The sequence below is a fragment of the Bradyrhizobium sp. 14AA genome, from assembly GCF_054185205.1.
In genome coordinates this window covers 1-17,488 of the sequence record NZ_JAVAYM010000057.1, presented here as the reverse complement: position 1 = coordinate 17,488, position 17,488 = coordinate 1, and the positions used below count along the sequence as shown (strand labels likewise).

The following is a 17,488-nucleotide window of genomic DNA, read 5'->3' as shown; positions in this document are numbered from 1 at the left end:
CATGGCGCTGATCTCCATTCGTGTCCCGGAACGCTTGCAGACGTCCAGGATCGAGTAGAATCAACGCCATGCGCTCTGTCCAATAATTTTGAACCGGACAGCCGTGGGCTTGTCCCGGGCATCCACGCGCTTAAAGTGGCTGCCCAAGCAAGAAGAACGTGGAAACGCCTGCCATGCTGACCGAAGCCGCAACCTACGACGAACTCTATCGCAACTTCCGCTGGGATATCCCCGCGCGCTTCAACATGGCGGAGGCCTGTTGCGACCGCCATGCCGACGGCACGGGGCGGTTGGCGCTGGTCTATGTCGACGAGAACGGCGCGACCACGCGTACCTCCTTCGACGAGGTCGCGGATATGTCGCGCCGCTTCGCCAATGTGCTGAAGGCCGATGGTCTTGCGCGCGGTGACCGCGTCGCGGTGTTCCTGTCGCAATCGCTGGAATTGCCGATCGCGCATATGGCGGCGTTCCGCTCCGGTCTGATCTCGATTCCGCTGTTCGCGCTGTTCGGTGAGGACGCGCTGGAATTCCGCCTGTCGAATTCGCAAGCGAAGGCCATCATCACCGATGAGGCGGGTTGGGAGAAGCTTACGAAGATCCGCGATCGGTTGCCCTATTTGCAGGACATCTATGTCACGAGCGGCGCCGTCCACGCCGGCGCAAAACCGTTCTGGCCAGCGATCGAAACCGCGTCCGAGGACTTTGCGACCGTCGACACCTCTGCCGACGATCCCGCGCTGATCATCTACACCTCGGGCACGACGGGCAACCCGAAGGGCGCGCTGCATGCGCACCGCGTCGTGCTCGGTCATCTCCCCAACGTCGAGATGTGCCACAACTTCCTGCCGCGCCCCGGTGATCTCATGTGGACGCCGGCGGACTGGGCCTGGATCGGCGGCCTCGTCAACGGCCTGCTCGCATTCTGGTATCACGGCATCCCGCTGGTCGGCCATCGCGCGCGAAAATTCGAGCCGCAGGCGGCCATGCAGATGATGGCCGATCTTTCCGTGCGCAACGTCTTCCTGCCGCCGACCGCGCTGAAGCTGATGCGGCAGGCCGGCGTGAAGCATTCTGGCGTCAAGCTGCGCAGCATCTTTACCGGCGGCGAATCCCTCGGCGGCGAGCTCTTGGGCTGGGTGCGCGAGACCTTCGGCATCGACGCGCATGAAGTGTTCGGCCAGACCGAGTGCAACCTCGTGATCGGCAGCAACTCCAACTTGTTTCCGATCCGCCCCGGCGCGATGGGCAAGGCGACGCCGGGTTTCGACGTCCGCATCGTCGATGACAAGGGCGAGGAGCTGCCCACGGGACAGCGCGGGATCATCGGCGTGCGCCAGCCATGCCCCGTCACCATGCTCGAATATTGGCGCAATCCGGAGGCGACGGCGAAGAAATATGCCGGCGAGTTCCTGCTCACCGGCGATCTCGGCGTGCAGGACGAGGACGGCTATTTCTGGTACGTCAGTCGCGAGGACGACGTCATCACCACGGCCGGCTATCGCGTCGGCCCGTCCGAGATCGAGCACACGCTGATGAAGCATCCGTCGGTGGCGATGGCGGCGGTGGTCGGCATTCCCGATCCGATCCGTACCGAATCGATCAAGGCGTGGATCGTCTTGCGTCCCGGCTTCGCGCCAGGCGATGCGCTGGCGCGCGAGATCCAGGAGTTCGTGAAGGTGCAGCTCGCCGCCCACGAATATCCGCGCTTCGTCGAGTTCGCCGAGACGCTGCCGATGACGGCGACCGGCAAGGTGCTGCGGCGTGAGCTGCGGGCGAGGGGTTAGATTCCGACAATGGCAAAGACGCCTCAAGCCGCCGGGCTTCACCGCGCCTCACTCGACAAACTGCACGATCTCGATGCGGCGCTGGAGCTGATGTATTACGGCTGGCGCGGCATGACGCTGGAGGCCGACGAATATCTTGCGGCGCAGGGGCTGTCGCGTCCGCACCATCGCATCCTCTACGTGGTGGCGCGGCGGCCCGATATTGCGATCGGCGCGCTGATCGAGATCCTCGGCATTTCCAAGCAGGCTGTGAACCGGCCGCTCAATCTGCTGCTGGAGCGCAAGCTCGTGACCTCGAAGCGCTCGCCCGAGCAGCATCGCTCGAAACTGCTGCGCCTGACCGCCGCGGGGCAACGCATCGAGCAAAAGGCCTCGGACCACGAGCGCAAGGTCCTGCGCGAGGCGTTCGATCGCGCCGGGGCGCCGGGTGCGGCGGCATGGATGGCCGTCATGGGAGCGATCGCCGACAACACCTGACGAAACCTCAAGTCAATATGGTTGACATGAGGGGGCGGCTTTGCCACTCTCCCGGCAACGAGCCAGGGGAGGTCGCCGCCATGGGCGGACAGAAGCCATGAGCGCACGGGAAATGGATCGCGCAACCGCCGAACGCTTCGTCGCGGCATGGTGCGCGAACTGGTGCAAGGTCGACATCGACGCGGTCGTCGCGCATTTTGCCGACGACGCGCAGATGCGTAGTCCCTTGGCGCTGACACTGACCGGCTCTCCCGTCGTCACCGGCGCCGACAACATCCGCGCCTATTGGCGGAAGGCCTATGGTCACATCGAAAGCGCCGACCTGAAGATCCTGAACTGGAGCTGGGACGACGTGATCGCGCGGCTGACGGTGTGGTGGCAGCTCGGCGACACGCGCGCCAGCGAGTTCATGGACTTCAACGATGCGGGCCTCGTGGCGCGCAGCGAAGCCTTTTACGGAAAATAGCGATGCATCTTTCGGATATCGTTCTGCTTCTCAACGCGCTCTGGTTCGGCGGCGCCTTCATCCAGTTCAGCGTCGCCCAGGGCAATACGCTGAAGATATTGTTGCCGCGCGAGGAGCGCGGCAATCCGATCGCGCCGACTTTGGCGGCCAGCGTGGCGTTCCTGGGCGGGATGAATCTGCCGATCGGGCTGTTGTCGTTCTACCTCCTGGTCGCGCGTCCGCTTTTCTTCCAGCCGGTCGAGGCGCAGCTGGTGCTGTTCCTGTTCTTTGCGGCCTGCCACTTCAGCCAGTTCGCCTACAACCTGCCGGTCCTGATGCGCGGAGGGCGCGTCGGGGTGGCTTACTGGCCCGTGTTGAAGGGGCCGATGCTCAGAATCTTCGTCATCGACGCAGGCCTGTTCGCAGCCAATCTCGGCGTGGCGCTCCTGCTTGCGGCGCGCTGATTAGCGGGACGATAACGCGGACCGCAACATCGCCGCGAGATCCTGCCGTCGGAACGGCTTTGTCAGAATGCGCGCGTCGATCCCGTCGGGCGTCTTGACGGGATTTTGGCTGTAGCCGGAGGTGAAGAGCACCTTGAGAGCGGGCCGCAGAACCGTGGCTTGTCTCGCAAGCTCCGGTCCGAACATGCCGCCGGGCATCACGACGTCGGTGAACAGCAGGTCGATGTCTCCGGGCTGGCGCAACACGTCCAGCGCTGCGGGCCCGTTCGACGTCGCGATGACGCGATAACCGAGCGTCCTGAGCTCGTTCTCGAGATAGGCGCGGACCATATCGTCGTCCTCGACGACGAGAATGGTCTCGTGACCGTGAGGTGCGACGATCCGCTCCGCGCGTGGGGCGTCCTCGCGCGGCGCCGTTGCGATGCGGGGGAAGAACAGCCTGACGACGCTGCCTTGTCCGGGTTCGGACTGCAATTGCACGAGCCCGCCGGATTGTTGCGCAAACCCGTAGACCATGCTCAGGCCGAGGCCGGTTCCCTTGCCGACCTCCTTGGTGGTGAAGAACGGCTCGAATGCGCGGCTCACGACCTCAGCAGTCATGCCGCTGCCGGTATCCGTTACGGCGATCATGACGTAGTCGCCGGGCCGCGGCTCGCCGTTGACGTCGAGGTCGGATTCACCGAGCGAATTGTTGCGCACCTCGACCGTCAGCTTGCCGCCGTCCGGCATTGCGTCGCGCGAATTGAGCACGAGGTTGAGCAGGGCAGTCGTCAGCTGGCCGGGATCGACGCTGGCCGGCCACAGATCCGGTCCGAACGCGAAGCTGAACTCGATGTGCTCGCCGAGCGACCGGCGCAACAACTGCTCCATGCCGAGAACCTTCTCGGAGATGTCGATCTCTCGCGGCCTCAGCGGCTGTTTGCGCGCGAAGGCGAGCAGGCTCCGTGTCAGGTCGGAGCCGCGCTCGGCGGCGGTCGCGATGTCGCCGGCGATCTGGTGCAATTCCTTGTTGCCCGCCAGCCTGTCGGCAAGATGCTCCGAATTGCCGAGAATGACCGTCAACAGATTGTTGAAATCATGCGCCACGCCGCCGGTGAGCTGGCCCATGGCTTCCATCTTCTGGGATTGGCTGAGCTTGTGACTGAGGTCCGCGATAGCGGCGCGTTGCTGCTCGAGCGACTCGGCGGTGCCGTTGAGCAGGGTCATCAATCCGCCGAGCTCGCCGCCGGGATGGGGCGGCGGAATCCGCGCGCCGAGATCGCCGAGCCCGAGCCTCTTCGCCATCGCGGCAAGCCGTCCGACCTGCCGTCCGACGCTCACGGTCGCGAGGATCCAGACGGCCGCCAGCAGCAGCAGCAAGGCCACCGCCAGGATCGCCATGTCCTCGTAAAGCCGGCGGTTCGCGGCGGCGACCAGTCCGTCCTTGGAGCGTCCGACCATGATGGTGAGGCCGGCCTTGCGGATCGACGGCGAGCGGGCGACGGTCCAGACCTGCGTGCGGCCGTCGCGGTCGGTCACCTCGCGAAATCTCTCGCCATCGGGCGCTGTCGCGAAGCGGAACAGGTCGGATCCCGCGATCGACGCGCCGATCGGCTTGCTCCAGCCGCCGCCCTTCGGAGCAACCAGCACCGTGCCCTTGCCGTCGACGAGCAGGATTTCCTTCTCGGCGAGCAGCCGCTTGTGGTGATATTCGGCGAACTTGTTGAGGTTGAACGAGGCAAGCAGCACGAATTTCAGCGCGCCCGCCTCCGTTCGCACGGGATAGGCGATCTGGAGCACCGATAGCCCGGTCAGGCGGCCGAACACCGGCTCCACCGCGACGACGCCTTGCAGGCCCTTGACCTGCTTGAAATAGCCGCGGTCATTCAGATCGAGCGTGCGGTTGGTCCGTAGCGAGTCGCAAAACAGGCTGCCATCGGGATCGATGGTCAGGATGCCGGTGAACTGGGGGTATTCCTCGCGCACGTCCGACAGGAACGCAGAGCATGCCGCCTTGTCGCGCGTGTCGAGGTCGCGGGCACGGGCCAGGCCATAGTGAAGCTGGGCGGTGCCCTGAATCTTCTCGTCCAGGTCGCTCGCGATGTCGTCGGCGGATGCGGCCAGATTGGCCACGGCCGCGTTGATCTCGCTGCTGCGGTTCTGCACGAAGCGCAAGCCGACGAGGCATGCCGGCACCAGCATGGCCGCGATGACGAGGATCAGTAACCGGGTACGCAGGCTCATCGGTCGGGCGGTCCGTTTTGCTCGTCGCGTGTGCTTGTTCGGAGGTACAATTTGCGGACCATCGTCTGTCCAGTCCATAGGGATTGGCGCGAAAATCGCACGGAAGATTAAAGATTTCGAGCCGCCGGCTTCGCCGCTGGCTTTCCGTTGCGCCTGCGCGCGGCAGCGCTAATATCGCGGTCAATCCGTGCGCGACGAAAGATCGCGCCGATCTGCGGAGGAAGCTCATGTCCATCTCGGGCAAGGTCGATCCGGTGGTGCGGCCCGTTGCGGCGACCGACATCGCCGAGGCGCTGGTCGAGGGCCTGCGCGATTTCCAGGCGCTGCCGTTTTACGGCCTCTGCTTCGGTGGGCTCTATGCCGCCGGCGGCATTGCCATCATGCTGTGCCTCACCGCTTTCGGCATGGTCTATCTGGTCTATCCCCTGGCCGCGGGCTTCGCGTTGATCGGGCCGTTCGTGGCGATCGGTCTCTATGAGGTCAGCCGCCGCCGCGAGCGTGGCGAGCCTGTTTCCTTCGGCGCGATCTGGTCGGCGGTGCGCTCGCGCAGCGAGATCGGCTGGATGGCCTTCGTCACGCTGTTCGTGTTCGTGATCTGGATGTACCAGGTGCGGCTCCTGATTGCGCTGCTGCTCGGCCTGCACGCCTCGTTCTCGAGCCTTCAGGAATTCATGACGGTGGTGCTAACGACCAATGAGGGTTTGCTGTTCCTGGCGATCGGCAACGCGGTCGGTGCGGCGCTGTCGCTGATCCTGTTCTCGCTTACCGTGGTGTCGTTTCCGCTGCTGCTCGACCGCGAGGTCGATTTCGTCACGGCCATGGTGACGAGCGTGCGCGCAGTGGTGACGAGTCCGTTGCCGATGATCGGCTGGGCCGCCGTGATCGTGATGCTGCTGATCGTCTCGGCGCTGCCGTATTTCCTCGGGCTGATCGTGACGCTGCCGGTGCTCGGGCATGCGACCTGGCATCTCTATCGGCGGCTGGTGGTGCCGGTGTAGTTCGGCAGTGCCGTAGGGTGGGCAAAGCGAAGCGTGCCCACGCTTCTGTTGCGATGTCGGCTAGGTGGTGGGCACGGCGCAAGTGCGCCTTTGCCCACCCTACGATACCTGGTGGTGCCGGGACGACAGCGGGGCCTACGGCGTCTTGATTCCCATCGCCTTCAGGGCGTCGAGCATCCGTTGTGGCGGGCCCAGCTTGACGACCAGGGGCTTGCCGGTCTCCAGCACGCTCTTGAGGCTGGAGAGGATCGCGGGCCAGCCCGAGCGGCCACCGGCCAGAATGTCGTCACTGAGCGGCCGGTCGTGGCCTTCGCTCATCGTGAGCCGGACGGCATCGCCGACCTGTTCGATATCGTAGGTGACGAGGGTCGGGCCGAGCTTCTCGATCAGTTCGGGCCAGTTCACGTTGAACGTGACCGCGAGCTTTCGCGGCGGATCGTAGGCGAGCACCTCGCCGCTGATGTGCAGCGCGCCATCGGGCGTATGCACGGTGAAGGCGCCGCCAAGGCGCGGCTCGACCTCCACGGCATTGCCGAAGAAATATTGCCTGCTGAACTCGGCCGAGGTCAGCGCCTCCCACACCTTCTCCGGCGTGGAGGCGATGTAGATGGTGTAGACGGTGAGCGGCTTGAACTGGTCGATGTTCATCACTCAAATCCTTCGATGCCGAGCGCAGCCGGCGGGATCGCGGGTGCCTTGCCGGTCTCCAGCAGGCTCTTGAGCCCGGAGAGGATCGCGGGCCATCCCTTCGAGATGCCGTCGAGCAGCTTGCTGCCGCCGGCGAAGCCCTCGTGCGTCACCGTCAGCTTCACGAGATTGCCGTAGGGCACGATGGTGAAGACGACTTTCGTCGCCGCTTCGTTCCGCATCTCCTCCATCAATTCGTGCTTGAACGTGTAGGAGAGCCGCCGCGGCCGGTCGGCCTCGAGGATCTCACCGGTATCCGTGACCTTGCCGCTCATCACGAGGGCGAAGGGCGAGCCGACCTTCCAATCGGACCTGACTTCGGTGTCGAACCAGTATTGCCTCGTGAACGCGCTATTGGTCAGCGCCTCCCATAGCTGCTCCGGCGTGGTCTCGATGTAGGTGACATAGACGAACTCCGGCTTACTCATCGCGCTTCTCCAACTGGCGTTTCAACTCGCTGAGCGCGGCGAGCTTGCCGCGCTCGAATTTCCTGATCCAGCGCTCGCCGATCTGATGGATCGGCACCGGGTTGAGGTAATGCAGCTTCTCGCGGCCATGCCTGATGGTCGTGACCAGGTTGGCCTCTTCGAGAATGACAAGGTGCTTGGTCACCGCCTGGCGCGTCATCGCGAGGCCTTCGCAAAGTTCGTTCAGCGTCTGGCCGTTCTTGGCGTGAAGCCTGTCGAGCAGCGACCGTCGTGACGCATCGGCGAGCGCTTTGAAGACTTCATCCATGCCAGCGATAATAGGCAACCAAATGGTTGCATGTCAAGACAGTGTTTTTGGCGCGCGCAATCGGCCGCAAGCGGGGAGAGGGGATAAGTGACCTTCCGTTCCGGCGCCCGCCATGCATTAATGCTCCAAACCGTCCTCAGCCGAGTTCCGTCCATGATGTCCATGCAAGCCTATCTCGCCTTCGTCGCCGCCTGCATTGCGCTGGCGTTGCTGCCGGGGCCGATCGTGACCCTCGTCATCGCCAACGGCCTGCGCCATGGCACGCGTGCGGCGCTGACCAATGTGCTGGGCGCCCAGGCCGGCCTGGCCATCGTCATCGGCATCGTCGCAGTCGGCCTGACCTCGCTGATGGCGACCATGGGTTACTGGTTCGACTGGGTGCGCTTTGCCGGCGCCGCCTATCTCGTCTGGCTCGGCATCAGGCTGATCTGGGCGCCGGTCGAGGGCGTCAATGTCGACGAGCCGCCGGCGCCGCCGCGCGGCGGCTTCTTCCTGCAGGGCTTCCTGGTGCTGCTGTCGAACCCGAAGGTGCTGGTGTTCTTCGGCGCCTTCATCCCGCAGTTCATGGACATGAACCGCGACCACTTCCCGCAAGTGGCGCTGCTGGGCATCACCTTCATGGTGACCGCGGCGATGACGGACGCGCTCTATGCGATCGCTGCCGGCCGTGCGCGAAAATTCTTCTCGGCCCGCCGCACCCGCATGATGTCGCGCGTCTCGGGCGGCTTCATGATCGGCGGCGGTATCTGGCTGGCGCTGACCCGCGCGAAATGAGCTGATAGCCCGGTTGAACCTTTGCCGGCGGCGGTGCGTCCAAGGAAGCATTGCTGCTGACCAAGGACTTTGCCGTGCCCAATCTGCCTCCGCTCGTTTACGCGATGCTGCTTGCGCCGCTCGCGCTGATCCTGATCGCCGCACTCGTCAAGACCTGGCAGGCGCGTGAAGCGCGAAGCTGGCCGCAAGCCGCGGGCAAGGTCGTCACTTCGGTCGCCGAGGTGCGCGAGGTCAGGGTATCCGACGACGATCGCGAGGACGGCTATCGCATGGAGAGCCGCAATTTCGCGAACGTGACTTACGAATATTCGGTCGGCGGCCGCAAGCTGAGCTGCAACCGCATCTCGATCGGCGAGGACCTCGGCAATTTCCAGGTCGCCGAGAAGCTGGCGAAATATCCGGCCGGCAGTATCGTCACCGTCTACTACAATCCGCGCCATCCCGATCAGGCGGTGCTCGAGCGCGACCTGCCCAAGGGCCTGTGGGGCTGCCTCGGCATCGGCACGGTGATCGTCCTCGGCATCATCTTCGGCTCGGTGTTCGGCCTCAACCAGAGTTACCAATATCTCGCCCATCACGTCGCGCGGCCGGATCTTGCGGGCCTCGTCGTCGGCTTCGGTGCGTTCGGCCTCGTCATCGCGTTGATGGCGTGGGCGGTGCAGCGGCAGGCCTCGATGGCGACGCGCTGGCCGGTCGTTCCGGGCACGATCAAGCTGTCGGGTATCGAGGAATATCACGAGGCCAGCGAGCCCGGCGAGCGCCGCGGCGTCGAGATGTTCGGCAAGCGGGTGACCTACACCTACCGCTATCAGAACATCAGCTACACCAATGAATGCGCGCGGGTCGCGGCAGAAAGCCCGTCGGCCTCCGACGAGATGCTGAAGAAGCTGATGTCGCGCTACCAGGACGGCGCCGCCGTCGAGGTTCGCGTCAATCCCGACAACCCCGCCGAGGCCACGCTCGACGCGCGAGGCGACGGCCGCATAGCCTACGTGCTGTGGGGCATCGCCGCGATCTTCGCGGCGCTGGCGCTGTTCGTGGCGACGCGCGGCGGCTAATCGACCAGCCGCTCCACCCTCAGCTCCACCTCGATCTCCGCGAAGATCCGCGCCAGCCGGTCGGCCCATTGCTGCTGGCCGGACTGGTCCGCGATCAGGTCCTGGCGGATCTCGATGCCGGTGTTGACGAGGCCGCGCGCTTCGCCGTGGACCGGGATGGTGTAGTCGGTGAGATCGCTCACCGCATAGGGCTCGTTGTCGCCGACGACGAGATTGCTCTCCGCGCGGAGATGTTTCAACAGCAGCTGCGGCAGCACGGTGTCGCGGTTATACAGTGCAGCGATGTGCCAGGGCCGCGCGACGCCGGCATAAACAGGCGTGAAGCTGTGCAGCGACACCAGCACCGTCGGCTGCCCGGCGTGCAGGCGGCGGCCGATCGCGGCATCGATGCGTCGGTGATAGGGCTCGAAAATCTCGCGCCGCCGCGCCTCGCGCTCCCAGTCCGAAATGCCTTCGTTGCGCGGGATCGCGGTTGCTTCGGACATCACGGGAATCGAGCTCATCGCCGCAGGCGGGCGATTGCAGTCGATCACGAGCCGTGAATAGCGCTGCGCGATCAGATGCGCATCCAGCATCCTGGCGAGGCGGTCTGCGACGCCGGCAATGCCGATGTCCCAGCCGATGTGTCGCCTCAGCTCGCTCTCGCTGACGCCGAGATCGCCGAGCGCACGCGGCAGCAACCGCCCGTAGTGATCCGAGGTCAGCAGGAAGGGCGACGTTCCCGCCGCATTCACCTCATGCACTGGTGGTATGTCATGCTCGCCGAGCAGTTGATCGGTCGCGTCGGCTGTGTCTAAAGCCATCCTGATTGCCTATGGAAAAAGCAGTCGCCCCCGAAATTGGGTGGGAATCGGTATAGATTGCTCCGCCTGAAATCACCATGATTGACTGACGATGCCGTTGCTGACGATTCATCACAAGACCGAATATCGCTACAACCGCCCCGTGGCGTTCGGCGAGCACCGCATCATGCTGCGTCCGCGCGACGGGCATGATCTGCGCGTGCTCGACTCCCGGCTGAAGATATCGCCGGAGCCGATGTCGCTGCGCTGGATCCACGACGTGTTCGGCAACTCGGTCGCGATCGCCGATTTCGACGAGCGCGCGGACCATCTGACCTTCGATTGGCACGTCACCGTCGAGCACAATCCGGTGGACGAGTTCGCGCTGACGGCGGACGATGCGGCCTACTTCTATCCCTTCGTCTACGGCAACGAGGAATTCCCCGACCTCGTCCAGTACACCGCGCCGCAATATGCCGATCCCGACGGCGAGATCGGAGAATGGGCGCGCGGCTTCCTCGACGAGGAGGCGCCGACGCCGACCTTCAAGATCCTGAGCGGGATGACGCACGCCATCCGCAAGCAGTTCAAGTATCGCAGGCGACACGAGCCCGGCACGCAGCATCCGCTTCATACATTGCAGTCGGGCACCGGCACCTGCCGCGACTATGCGCTGTTCATGATCGAGGCGCTGCGCCAGCTCGGCATCGCCGCGCGCTTCGTCTCCGGCTACATTTTCGTCCCCGAGGACATCGCGCAGCGTCATGTCGGCGGCGGCTCGACCCATGCATGGGTGCAGGTCTATCTGCCGAGCGCGGGCTGGATCGAGTTCGATCCGACCAACGGCATCGTCGGCACGCGCGACCTCATTCGCGTCGCCGTCGCCCGCGATCCGCGCCAGGCCATCCCGCTGCACGGCATCTATATCGGCTCGCAGGACGCCTTCGATGTCATGGACGTCAGCATCCAGGTGGTCTCGGACGAGCAGGCGAGCGAGGAGGAGCTGGAGGCGGAGGTTTCGTAGAAAGACGGTGCATCCACACTCGCCGCGGTCGTCCTGGCGAAAGCCAGGACCCATTACCCCGACTGTTCGTGTGGCGCGGTGACGTGGCCGACAGAGCGCCCGTTCCAGCGTTCGGTGGCTATGGGTCCTGGCTTTCGCCAGGACGACACCAGAGTTTGAAGCGCTGTTGTTCTCTACAATTGCCCGCTATAGAGCCGCCATGACCTCCGATCGTCTCTTCGTCTACGGCACCCTGATGCGCGGCTTCGACCATCCGATGGCGCGGCTGCTGGCGGGGCATGCGGATTTTCTGGGTGAGGCGACCTGCCGCGGCCGGCTGGTGCTCGTGAAGCATTATCCGGGATTGCTGTTGTCGGATGCGGCTTCCGACATCGTCCATGGCGAGCTGTTTCAGTTACGCGTGCCCGACGAATTGCTGGGCGAGCTCGATATGTATGAAGCCTGCGGCGAAGGCTTTCCGGAGCCGACCGAATATCTGCGTAAGCTGATCGACGTGACGCTGCCTGATGGCTCCGCGGAGAAGGCCTGGACCTACGTTTACAATTGGCCCGTCACCGATCTGCCGCGCATCGGGTCCGGGCGTTTCCTGGAGCATTAAGCCGACAGCACTTCCTTCACCACGCGCACATCCACCTCGTGCTCGACGTAACTCCATTCCTCGGTTTGCCGGAGCATTCCCACCAACTCCTCGAACAGCGAGGCATCCGCGGGCGCGAATTCGAACCAGGTCAGGAAGTCGAAGGGCTCGCCGAGGTCGCGGCAATGATAGAGCTGCCGCGCGATCGCGGGCAGGAAACGAAGGCTGCTCGCGATGTGGTGCGATCTGTCCTCGAAGACCTTGCGCCGCTCTTCCTGTGTCAGCTCCCACCAGGCCTGCGACTTGCGGATCGGGATCAGCGCCGCGCTGGTCGCCTCGGGGCGGCCGAGCCCGGCCTGCACGGCCACGAGCTGCTGCTTCTCGGCGCGCTCGGTGTAGCGCAGCGTGCTGGGGACACCGACCAGCCGCCACGCATTGCGCGAGGGCACCAGCGGCAACGAGACGGCCTCGCTGTCGGTGACCGACAGCGCCGGCATGAAGGGCAGGGGCTCGCCCGTCACTGGCGAAATCGAGGTGACGCGCCAGCCCCCGCTGTGACCGCCTCGAAAGGTCCTGAACATGGGGATATGGAAGCGTGGAACCGGGTCGGGTTCAAGCTTTCTGTCGAATCTTTCGACCTGTGAATAGCCGGGAGAAGCTCCAAGTGCTTCGTATTTCCTGGGGCCGTCCTTATATGCCTATCCGATTGGCTTAACGCCCGACTCACCCCAGAAATCAACCTAATGCGCTTCACGCCCCAATTCCTCGACGAGCTTCGTGCCCGGCTTTCGGTCTCCGAAGTCGTGGGCAAGCGCGTCAAGCTGAAGAAGGCGGGGCGGGAGTGGAAGGGGCTGTCGCCGTTCCAGCAGGAAAAGACGCCGTCCTTCTACGTCAACGACCAGAAGGGTTTTTACCACGACTTCTCCTCCGGCAAGCACGGTGACATCATCAATTTCGTGATGGAGACCGACGGCCTGCCGTTCGCCGAGGCCGTCGAGCGGCTCGCCGGCATGGCGGGCCTGGCGCTGCCGGCGGTGACGCCGGATGCGGCGCGGCAGGAGCAGCGACGCCGCTCGCTGCATGACGTCATGGATCTCGCCGCGAAATACTTTGCGGAGACGCTGGCCTCGCGCGTCGGCGCCAAGGCGCGCGGCTATCTCGCCGACCGCGCCATCTCGCCGGCGACGCAATTGCAGTTCCGCCTCGGCTACGCCTCGCCCGATCGCTTCGCGCTGAAGGAGCATCTCGGCAAGCTCGGCGTCTCCGTCGACGACATGGTCGAGACCGGCCTGCTGGTGGCCGGCAACGATATTCCCGTGCCCTACGATCGCTTCCGCGATCGCGTGATGTTTCCGATCGCGGATTTGCGCGGCCGCGTCATCGCCTTCGGCGGGCGTGCGCTGGAGAAGGACGTTCCGGCAAAATACCTGAATTCGCCGGAGACGCCGCTCTTCCACAAGGGCGACAATCTCTACAACCACCAGACGGCGCGCAAAGCCACCCATGACGGCGGCGCGCTGGTCGTGGTCGAAGGCTATGTCGACGTCATCGCCATGGTGACCGCCGGATTTGCGGGCGCGGTGGCGCCGCTCGGCACCGCGCTCACCGAAAGCCAGCTCGCGCTGCTCTGGAAGATGGCGGACGAGCCGATCCTCTGCTTCGACGGCGATCGCGCCGGCCAGAAGGCGGCTTATCGTGCTGCGGACCTTGCCTTGCCCTTCCTCGCACCGGGCAAGAGCCTGCGTTTTGCGCTGCTGCCGGAAGGGCAGGACCCCGACGATCTCGTGCGCTCCGGTGGTCGCGGCGCGATCGAGGAGGTGATCGCAGCGGCCCGTCCGCTCGCCGACATGATCTGGTCGCGCGAGCTCGAAGGCGGCAATTTCGCCACGCCCGAGCGCCGCGCCGCGCTGGAGGCGCGCATCAAGGAGCTCACCAACGGCATCCGCGACGAGGTGGTGCGGCGCTACTATCGCGACGAATTCGTCGAGCGGCTGCAGCGCGCCTTTGCCCCCGAAGGCGGGCGCGGCAGCTTTGGCGGCCGGGGCAATTTCCGCCAGGGTGGCGGCGGCCGCCAATTCCAGCCCAGGGGCGGGGGCGGCGCGAATCGATTCGGCGGTCAGGGATTTGGCGGGCAGGGATTTGGTGGCGGCCGCCGCGGCCCGCCCGGTCCTGCCCTGCTGCCCTCCGGCCCCTACCAGGCGGCGAGCCCCCAGCTGGCGGCAAGCCCGATCATGCGCGGCCAGCGCAGCGCGATCTCCCGCCGGGAGGCGCTGATCCTGCAATGCCTGATCAATCATCCCTGGCTGCTGCACGACCACCTCGAGGAGGTCGCGGCCCTGGAGCTGGCCCATCCCGAGGCCCACAAGCTCCGGGCCGGCATCATCGCCGCCTTTGCTCACGACCATCACCACTCGCCGGACCCCGGCGAGCAGGCCGAGAAGATGCGCGGCGACCTCGAGAAGGGCGGATTTTCGCAGGTTCTTCAAAGGGTTGAGGGCGGCATCACCACTGCGGCGGTGTGGGGCGCCCGCGAGGGCGCGGCGCGGGACGATGTTCTTGCCACCTGGCATCAGCTGGTTGCCTTGCATCGGCAATGGCATTCACTACTTAGAGAGCTGAAGGACGCCGAGCTGGCCTTGGGGGAGGACCCCAGCGAGGCCAATTTGGCATGGCTGCGTGACGTCAAGGCCCGGATGGCCGAGGTCGACGGCACTGAGGCCCTGATCGAGGGTTTTGGCGAGCTGTCGGGCCGGTTCCAGAAGAGCGTGTGACGAAAGAATCATGCGGACGGCCGGGGCCGGAACCGCTAAAAGACTCGCCAAATCCAAGGTTTGGCGGCAAAAACAGGGTTAATCGAGGCTTAACGGTCTTGTAGCACTTTGGCCACCAGGCGGCCGCAGGCAGAACAGACGCGTCAGGAATGAATCCGCGCAATCGCTGTTGGCACTACACCTGCATCCGCTGCGACAAAGAGGCTGACGAAGCGTTAGGCAATTCCGGCGAGAGAGAGTTGGGGGTGGCGAGAGATATGCGCGCCGCCCTTTCCGTGTCGAGAGCTGCCGAAGCGAGAGCGTCGGGCAACAGGTTCAAGTGAATTCAGGCAGGCGCGGCGAGCAGTCTGCGTTGAAGCGCGTTTAGGAGCAATGGATGGCCACCAAGGCAAAGACGCTGCAGGCGAAGGACAAGGAAAAAGACGACAAGGCAGCGGACGCGCCGGAGAAGGACTCCCAGGACGCGCCCTCGCCCTTGCTCGATCTGTCCGACGCGGCAGTCAAGAAGATGATCAAGCAGGCCAAGAAGCGCGGCTTCGTGACCTTCGATCAGCTCAACGAAGTCTTGCCGTCCGACCAGACCTCCCCCGAGCAGATCGAGGACATCATGTCCATGCTCTCGGACATGGGCATCAACGTCACCGAAGCCGACGATAGCGAAGGCGAAGAGGACAAGGACGAGGGCGGCGAGGACGAGACCGACAACGAGCTCGTCGAGGTCACCCAGAAGGCCGTCACCGAGGTCAAGAAGAGCGAGCCGGGCGAGCGCACCGACGATCCCGTGCGCATGTATCTGCGCGAGATGGGCACGGTCGAGCTGCTCTCCCGCGAAGGCGAAATCGCGATCGCCAAGCGCATCGAGGCCGGCCGCGAGGCGATGATCGCAGGGCTGTGCGAAAGCCCGCTGACCTTCCAGGCCATCATCATCTGGCGCGACGAGCTCAACGAAGGCAAGATCTTCCTCCGCGACATCATCGATCTCGAAGCGACCTATGCCGGCCCCGACGCCAAGGCCGGCATGAACAATGCGATGATCGCAGGTCCCAACGGCGAGAACGGCGAAGCGCCGGCCGAAGGCGGCCAGGCCGCAGCGACCGCAGGTGCGCCCGCGCATGTCGCGCCGCCCGCAGCGCCGCCGTCGCCGACCCCGTTCCGCGCTGGGCAACCCGCCGCCGGCGGCAGCCCGGGTGGCGAGACCAAGGATCCGGGCGAGGCCGCCGCCGAAGCCGACATGGACGAGGACGACGAGTTCGAGAACCAGATGTCGCTTGCGGCGATCGAGGCCGAGCTCAAGCCGAAGGTCGTCGAGATCTTCGACAAGATCGCCGACAGCTACAAGAAGCTGCGCAAGCTGCAAGAGCAGGACATCCAGAACCAGCTCGAGAGCACCTCGCACGGGCCCTCGCTCTCGCCGCACCAGGAGCGCAAATATCGCAAGCTCAAGGACGAGATCATCGTCGAGGTGAAGTCGCTGCGCCTCAACCAGGCGCGTATCGATTCGCTCGTCGAGCAGCTCTACGACATCAACAAGCGCCTCGTCTCGCACGAGGGCCGGCTGATGCGCCTTGCCGACAGCCACGGCGTCGCCCGCGAGGACTTCCTGCGCAACTACACCGGCTCGGAGCTCGATCCGCGCTGGCTCAACCGTGTCTCGAAGCTTTCGGCCAAGGGCTGGAAGAATTTCGTCCATCACGAGAAGGATCGGATCAAGGACCTCCGCCACGAGGTGCATCAGCTCGCGGCGCTGACTGGCCTCGAGATCATCGAGTTCCGCAAGATCGTGCACTCCGTGCAGAAGGGCGAGCGCGAAGCACGCCAGGCCAAGAAGGAGATGGTGGAAGCCAACCTCCGTCTCGTGATCTCGATCGCCAAGAAGTACACCAACCGCGGCCTGCAGTTCCTCGACCTGATCCAGGAAGGCAACATCGGCCTGATGAAGGCCGTTGATAAGTTCGAATACCGCCGCGGCTACAAGTTCTCGACCTACGCCACGTGGTGGATCCGGCAGGCGATCACCCGCAGCATTGCGGACCAGGCCCGCACCATCCGCATCCCCGTGCACATGATCGAGACGATCAACAAGATCGTGCGCACGAGCCGCCAGATGCTCAACGAGATCGGCCGCGAGCCGACCCCGGAAGAGCTCGCCGAAAAGCTCGGCATGCCGCTCGAGAAGGTGCGCAAGGTTCTCAAGATCGCCAAGGAGCCGCTGTCGCTCGAAACCCCCGTCGGTGACGAAGAGGATTCACACCTCGGCGATTTCATCGAGGACAAGAACGCGATCCTGCCGATCGACGCGGCGATCCAGTCCAACCTGCGCGAGACCACCACGCGCGTGCTGGCCTCGCTCACCCCGCGCGAAGAACGCGTGCTCCGCATGCGCTTCGGCATCGGCATGAACACCGACCACACGCTGGAAGAAGTCGGCCAGCAGTTCTCGGTGACGCGCGAACGTATCCGCCAGATCGAAGCGAAGGCGCTGCGCAAGCTGAAGCATCCGTCGAGGTCGCGGAAGCTGCGGAGCTTCCTGGATAATTAATTCGGATCGTCATGTCCGGGTCCGACCCACGGGTGTCCGGTTTAGGTTTGAGCCAGACTTAGGCACATCTGGGGCTGATCTTGGCTGATCGTGGGTGGTTGGAGCAAGCTGTCGATACGGCGGCGCTGCATGAGGTTGGCGCGGACCAGT

The 17,488-nt window shown here is 64.7% G+C and carries 17 protein-coding genes; 11 read left to right on the top strand and 6 right to left on the bottom strand.

The genetic code is table 11. The features are described 5' to 3' along the window. The first annotated feature begins 173 nt into the window (after window positions 1–173). The 4 genes from RAD15_RS42980 (at window position 174) to RAD15_RS42965 (ending at window position 3,170) form a co-directional block, all read left to right on the top strand. The gene (locus RAD15_RS42980; RefSeq protein ID WP_458184720.1) at window positions 174–1,784 is read left to right on the top strand and encodes an acyl-CoA synthetase; all 1,611 of its coding nucleotides are present in this window, start codon (window positions 174–176) and stop codon (window positions 1,782–1,784) included. Window positions 1,785–1,793: 9 nt separating this feature from the next. Next, a complete protein-coding gene (locus RAD15_RS42975; protein ID WP_458184719.1) occupies window positions 1,794–2,261 on the top strand; it encodes a MarR family winged helix-turn-helix transcriptional regulator in 468 nt (155 codons plus the stop codon). Between the two features lie 97 nt (window positions 2,262–2,358). Then, window positions 2,359–2,727: a YybH family protein gene (locus RAD15_RS42970; RefSeq protein WP_458184718.1), complete on the top strand. Its 369-nt coding sequence runs from the start codon at window positions 2,359–2,361 to the stop codon at window positions 2,725–2,727. Between the two features lie 2 nt (window positions 2,728–2,729). Continuing rightward, a complete protein-coding gene (locus tag RAD15_RS42965; RefSeq protein ID WP_458184717.1) occupies window positions 2,730–3,170 on the top strand; it encodes a hypothetical protein in 441 nt (146 codons plus the stop codon). On the opposite strand, the gene RAD15_RS42960 is transcribed toward RAD15_RS42965, so the two are convergent. After that, complete coding sequence (locus RAD15_RS42960; protein WP_458184716.1) at window positions 3,171–5,393, bottom strand: ATP-binding protein; 2,223 nt, start codon at window positions 5,391–5,393, stop codon at window positions 3,171–3,173. Window positions 5,394–5,620: 227 nt separating this feature from the next. Here RAD15_RS42960 and RAD15_RS42955 point away from each other — a divergent pair, with 227 nt between their 5' ends. Then, entirely contained in the window at window positions 5,621–6,391 is a 771-nt protein-coding gene (locus tag RAD15_RS42955) for a DUF2189 domain-containing protein (protein WP_458184715.1), read from the top strand. A 135-nt stretch (window positions 6,392–6,526) separates the two neighbouring features. Here the strand turns inward: RAD15_RS42955 and RAD15_RS42950 are convergent, their stop codons facing one another. Genes RAD15_RS42950 through RAD15_RS42940 form a run of 3 tightly spaced genes read right to left on the bottom strand, consistent with a single transcriptional unit; the run spans window position 6,527 to window position 7,813 of the window. After that, the gene (locus tag RAD15_RS42950) at window positions 6,527–7,039 is read right to left on the bottom strand and encodes an SRPBCC family protein (protein ID WP_458184714.1); all 513 of its coding nucleotides are present in this window, start codon (window positions 7,037–7,039) and stop codon (window positions 6,527–6,529) included. Further along, the gene (locus RAD15_RS42945) at window positions 7,039–7,506 is read right to left on the bottom strand and encodes an SRPBCC family protein (RefSeq protein WP_458184713.1); all 468 of its coding nucleotides are present in this window, start codon (window positions 7,504–7,506) and stop codon (window positions 7,039–7,041) included. Before RAD15_RS42945 ends, RAD15_RS42950 begins: the two co-directional genes overlap by 1 nt. Next, entirely contained in the window at window positions 7,499–7,813 is a 315-nt protein-coding gene (locus RAD15_RS42940; RefSeq protein ID WP_208084769.1) for an ArsR/SmtB family transcription factor, read from the bottom strand. The genes RAD15_RS42945 and RAD15_RS42940 overlap by 8 nt, the downstream gene beginning before the upstream one ends. Before the next feature lie 153 nt (window positions 7,814–7,966). On the opposite strand from RAD15_RS42940, the gene RAD15_RS42935 reads away from it, so the two are divergent. Together RAD15_RS42935 and RAD15_RS42930 are read left to right on the top strand one after the other, a co-directional pair. After that, window positions 7,967–8,587, top strand: coding sequence for a LysE family translocator (locus tag RAD15_RS42935; RefSeq protein ID WP_458184712.1), 621 nt, complete (start codon window positions 7,967–7,969; stop codon window positions 8,585–8,587). Window positions 8,588–8,661: 74 nt separating this feature from the next. Then, window positions 8,662–9,645, top strand: coding sequence for a DUF3592 domain-containing protein (locus tag RAD15_RS42930; RefSeq protein WP_458184711.1), 984 nt, complete (start codon window positions 8,662–8,664; stop codon window positions 9,643–9,645). Here RAD15_RS42930 and RAD15_RS42925 read toward each other — a convergent pair. Next, the gene (locus RAD15_RS42925) at window positions 9,642–10,448 is read right to left on the bottom strand and encodes an N-formylglutamate amidohydrolase (RefSeq protein ID WP_458184710.1); all 807 of its coding nucleotides are present in this window, start codon (window positions 10,446–10,448) and stop codon (window positions 9,642–9,644) included. The genes RAD15_RS42930 and RAD15_RS42925 overlap by 4 nt on opposite strands. A gap of 91 nt (window positions 10,449–10,539) precedes the next feature. Here RAD15_RS42925 and RAD15_RS42920 point away from each other — a divergent pair, with 91 nt between their 5' ends. Together RAD15_RS42920 and RAD15_RS42915 are read left to right on the top strand one after the other, a co-directional pair. Then, window positions 10,540–11,451, top strand: a complete 912-nt coding sequence (locus RAD15_RS42920; RefSeq protein ID WP_458184709.1) for a transglutaminase family protein — start codon at window positions 10,540–10,542, stop codon at window positions 11,449–11,451. Between the two features lie 199 nt (window positions 11,452–11,650). Further along, window positions 11,651–12,049, top strand: coding sequence for a gamma-glutamylcyclotransferase family protein (locus RAD15_RS42915; protein ID WP_458184708.1), 399 nt, complete (start codon window positions 11,651–11,653; stop codon window positions 12,047–12,049). Here RAD15_RS42915 and RAD15_RS42910 read toward each other — a convergent pair. Next, entirely contained in the window at window positions 12,046–12,609 is a 564-nt protein-coding gene (locus RAD15_RS42910; RefSeq protein ID WP_458184707.1) for a chlorite dismutase family protein, read from the bottom strand. The genes RAD15_RS42915 and RAD15_RS42910 overlap by 4 nt on opposite strands. Window positions 12,610–12,771: 162 nt before the next feature. On the opposite strand from RAD15_RS42910, the gene dnaG reads away from it, so the two are divergent. After that, window positions 12,772–14,799: a DNA primase gene (gene dnaG, locus RAD15_RS42905; RefSeq protein ID WP_458184706.1), complete on the top strand. Its 2,028-nt coding sequence runs from the start codon at window positions 12,772–12,774 to the stop codon at window positions 14,797–14,799. Window positions 14,800–15,175: 376 nt separating this feature from the next. Further along, complete coding sequence (gene rpoD, locus RAD15_RS42900; RefSeq protein ID WP_458184705.1) at window positions 15,176–17,338, top strand: RNA polymerase sigma factor RpoD; 2,163 nt, start codon at window positions 15,176–15,178, stop codon at window positions 17,336–17,338. The last annotated feature ends 150 nt before the right edge of the window (window positions 17,339–17,488 follow it).

Excerpts from the sequence above, each read along its gene's own strand:
- RAD15_RS42980 (WP_458184720.1), top strand. The coding sequence starts at position 174 with ATGCTGACCGAAGCCGCAACCTACGACGAACTCTATCGCAACTTCCGC.
- RAD15_RS42975 (WP_458184719.1), top strand. The coding sequence starts at position 1,794 with ATGGCAAAGACGCCTCAAGCCGCCGGGCTTCACCGCGCCTCACTCGAC.
- RAD15_RS42970 (WP_458184718.1), top strand. The coding sequence starts at position 2,359 with ATGAGCGCACGGGAAATGGATCGCGCAACCGCCGAACGCTTCGTCGCG.
- RAD15_RS42965 (WP_458184717.1), top strand. The coding sequence starts at position 2,730 with ATGCATCTTTCGGATATCGTTCTGCTTCTCAACGCGCTCTGGTTCGGC.
- RAD15_RS42960 (WP_458184716.1), bottom strand. The coding sequence starts at position 5,393 with ATGAGCCTGCGTACCCGGTTACTGATCCTCGTCATCGCGGCCATGCTG.
- RAD15_RS42955 (WP_458184715.1), top strand. The coding sequence starts at position 5,621 with ATGTCCATCTCGGGCAAGGTCGATCCGGTGGTGCGGCCCGTTGCGGCG.
- RAD15_RS42950 (WP_458184714.1), bottom strand. The coding sequence starts at position 7,039 with ATGAACATCGACCAGTTCAAGCCGCTCACCGTCTACACCATCTACATC.
- RAD15_RS42945 (WP_458184713.1), bottom strand. The coding sequence starts at position 7,506 with ATGAGTAAGCCGGAGTTCGTCTATGTCACCTACATCGAGACCACGCCG.
- RAD15_RS42940 (WP_208084769.1), bottom strand. The coding sequence starts at position 7,813 with ATGGATGAAGTCTTCAAAGCGCTCGCCGATGCGTCACGACGGTCGCTG.
- RAD15_RS42935 (WP_458184712.1), top strand. The coding sequence starts at position 7,967 with ATGATGTCCATGCAAGCCTATCTCGCCTTCGTCGCCGCCTGCATTGCG.
- RAD15_RS42925 (WP_458184710.1), bottom strand. The coding sequence starts at position 10,448 with ATGGCTTTAGACACAGCCGACGCGACCGATCAACTGCTCGGCGAGCAT.
- RAD15_RS42920 (WP_458184709.1), top strand. The coding sequence starts at position 10,540 with ATGCCGTTGCTGACGATTCATCACAAGACCGAATATCGCTACAACCGC.
- RAD15_RS42915 (WP_458184708.1), top strand. The coding sequence starts at position 11,651 with ATGACCTCCGATCGTCTCTTCGTCTACGGCACCCTGATGCGCGGCTTC.
- RAD15_RS42910 (WP_458184707.1), bottom strand. The coding sequence starts at position 12,609 with ATGTTCAGGACCTTTCGAGGCGGTCACAGCGGGGGCTGGCGCGTCACC.
- dnaG (WP_458184706.1), top strand. The coding sequence starts at position 12,772 with ATGCGCTTCACGCCCCAATTCCTCGACGAGCTTCGTGCCCGGCTTTCG.
- rpoD (WP_458184705.1), top strand. The coding sequence starts at position 15,176 with ATGGCCACCAAGGCAAAGACGCTGCAGGCGAAGGACAAGGAAAAAGAC.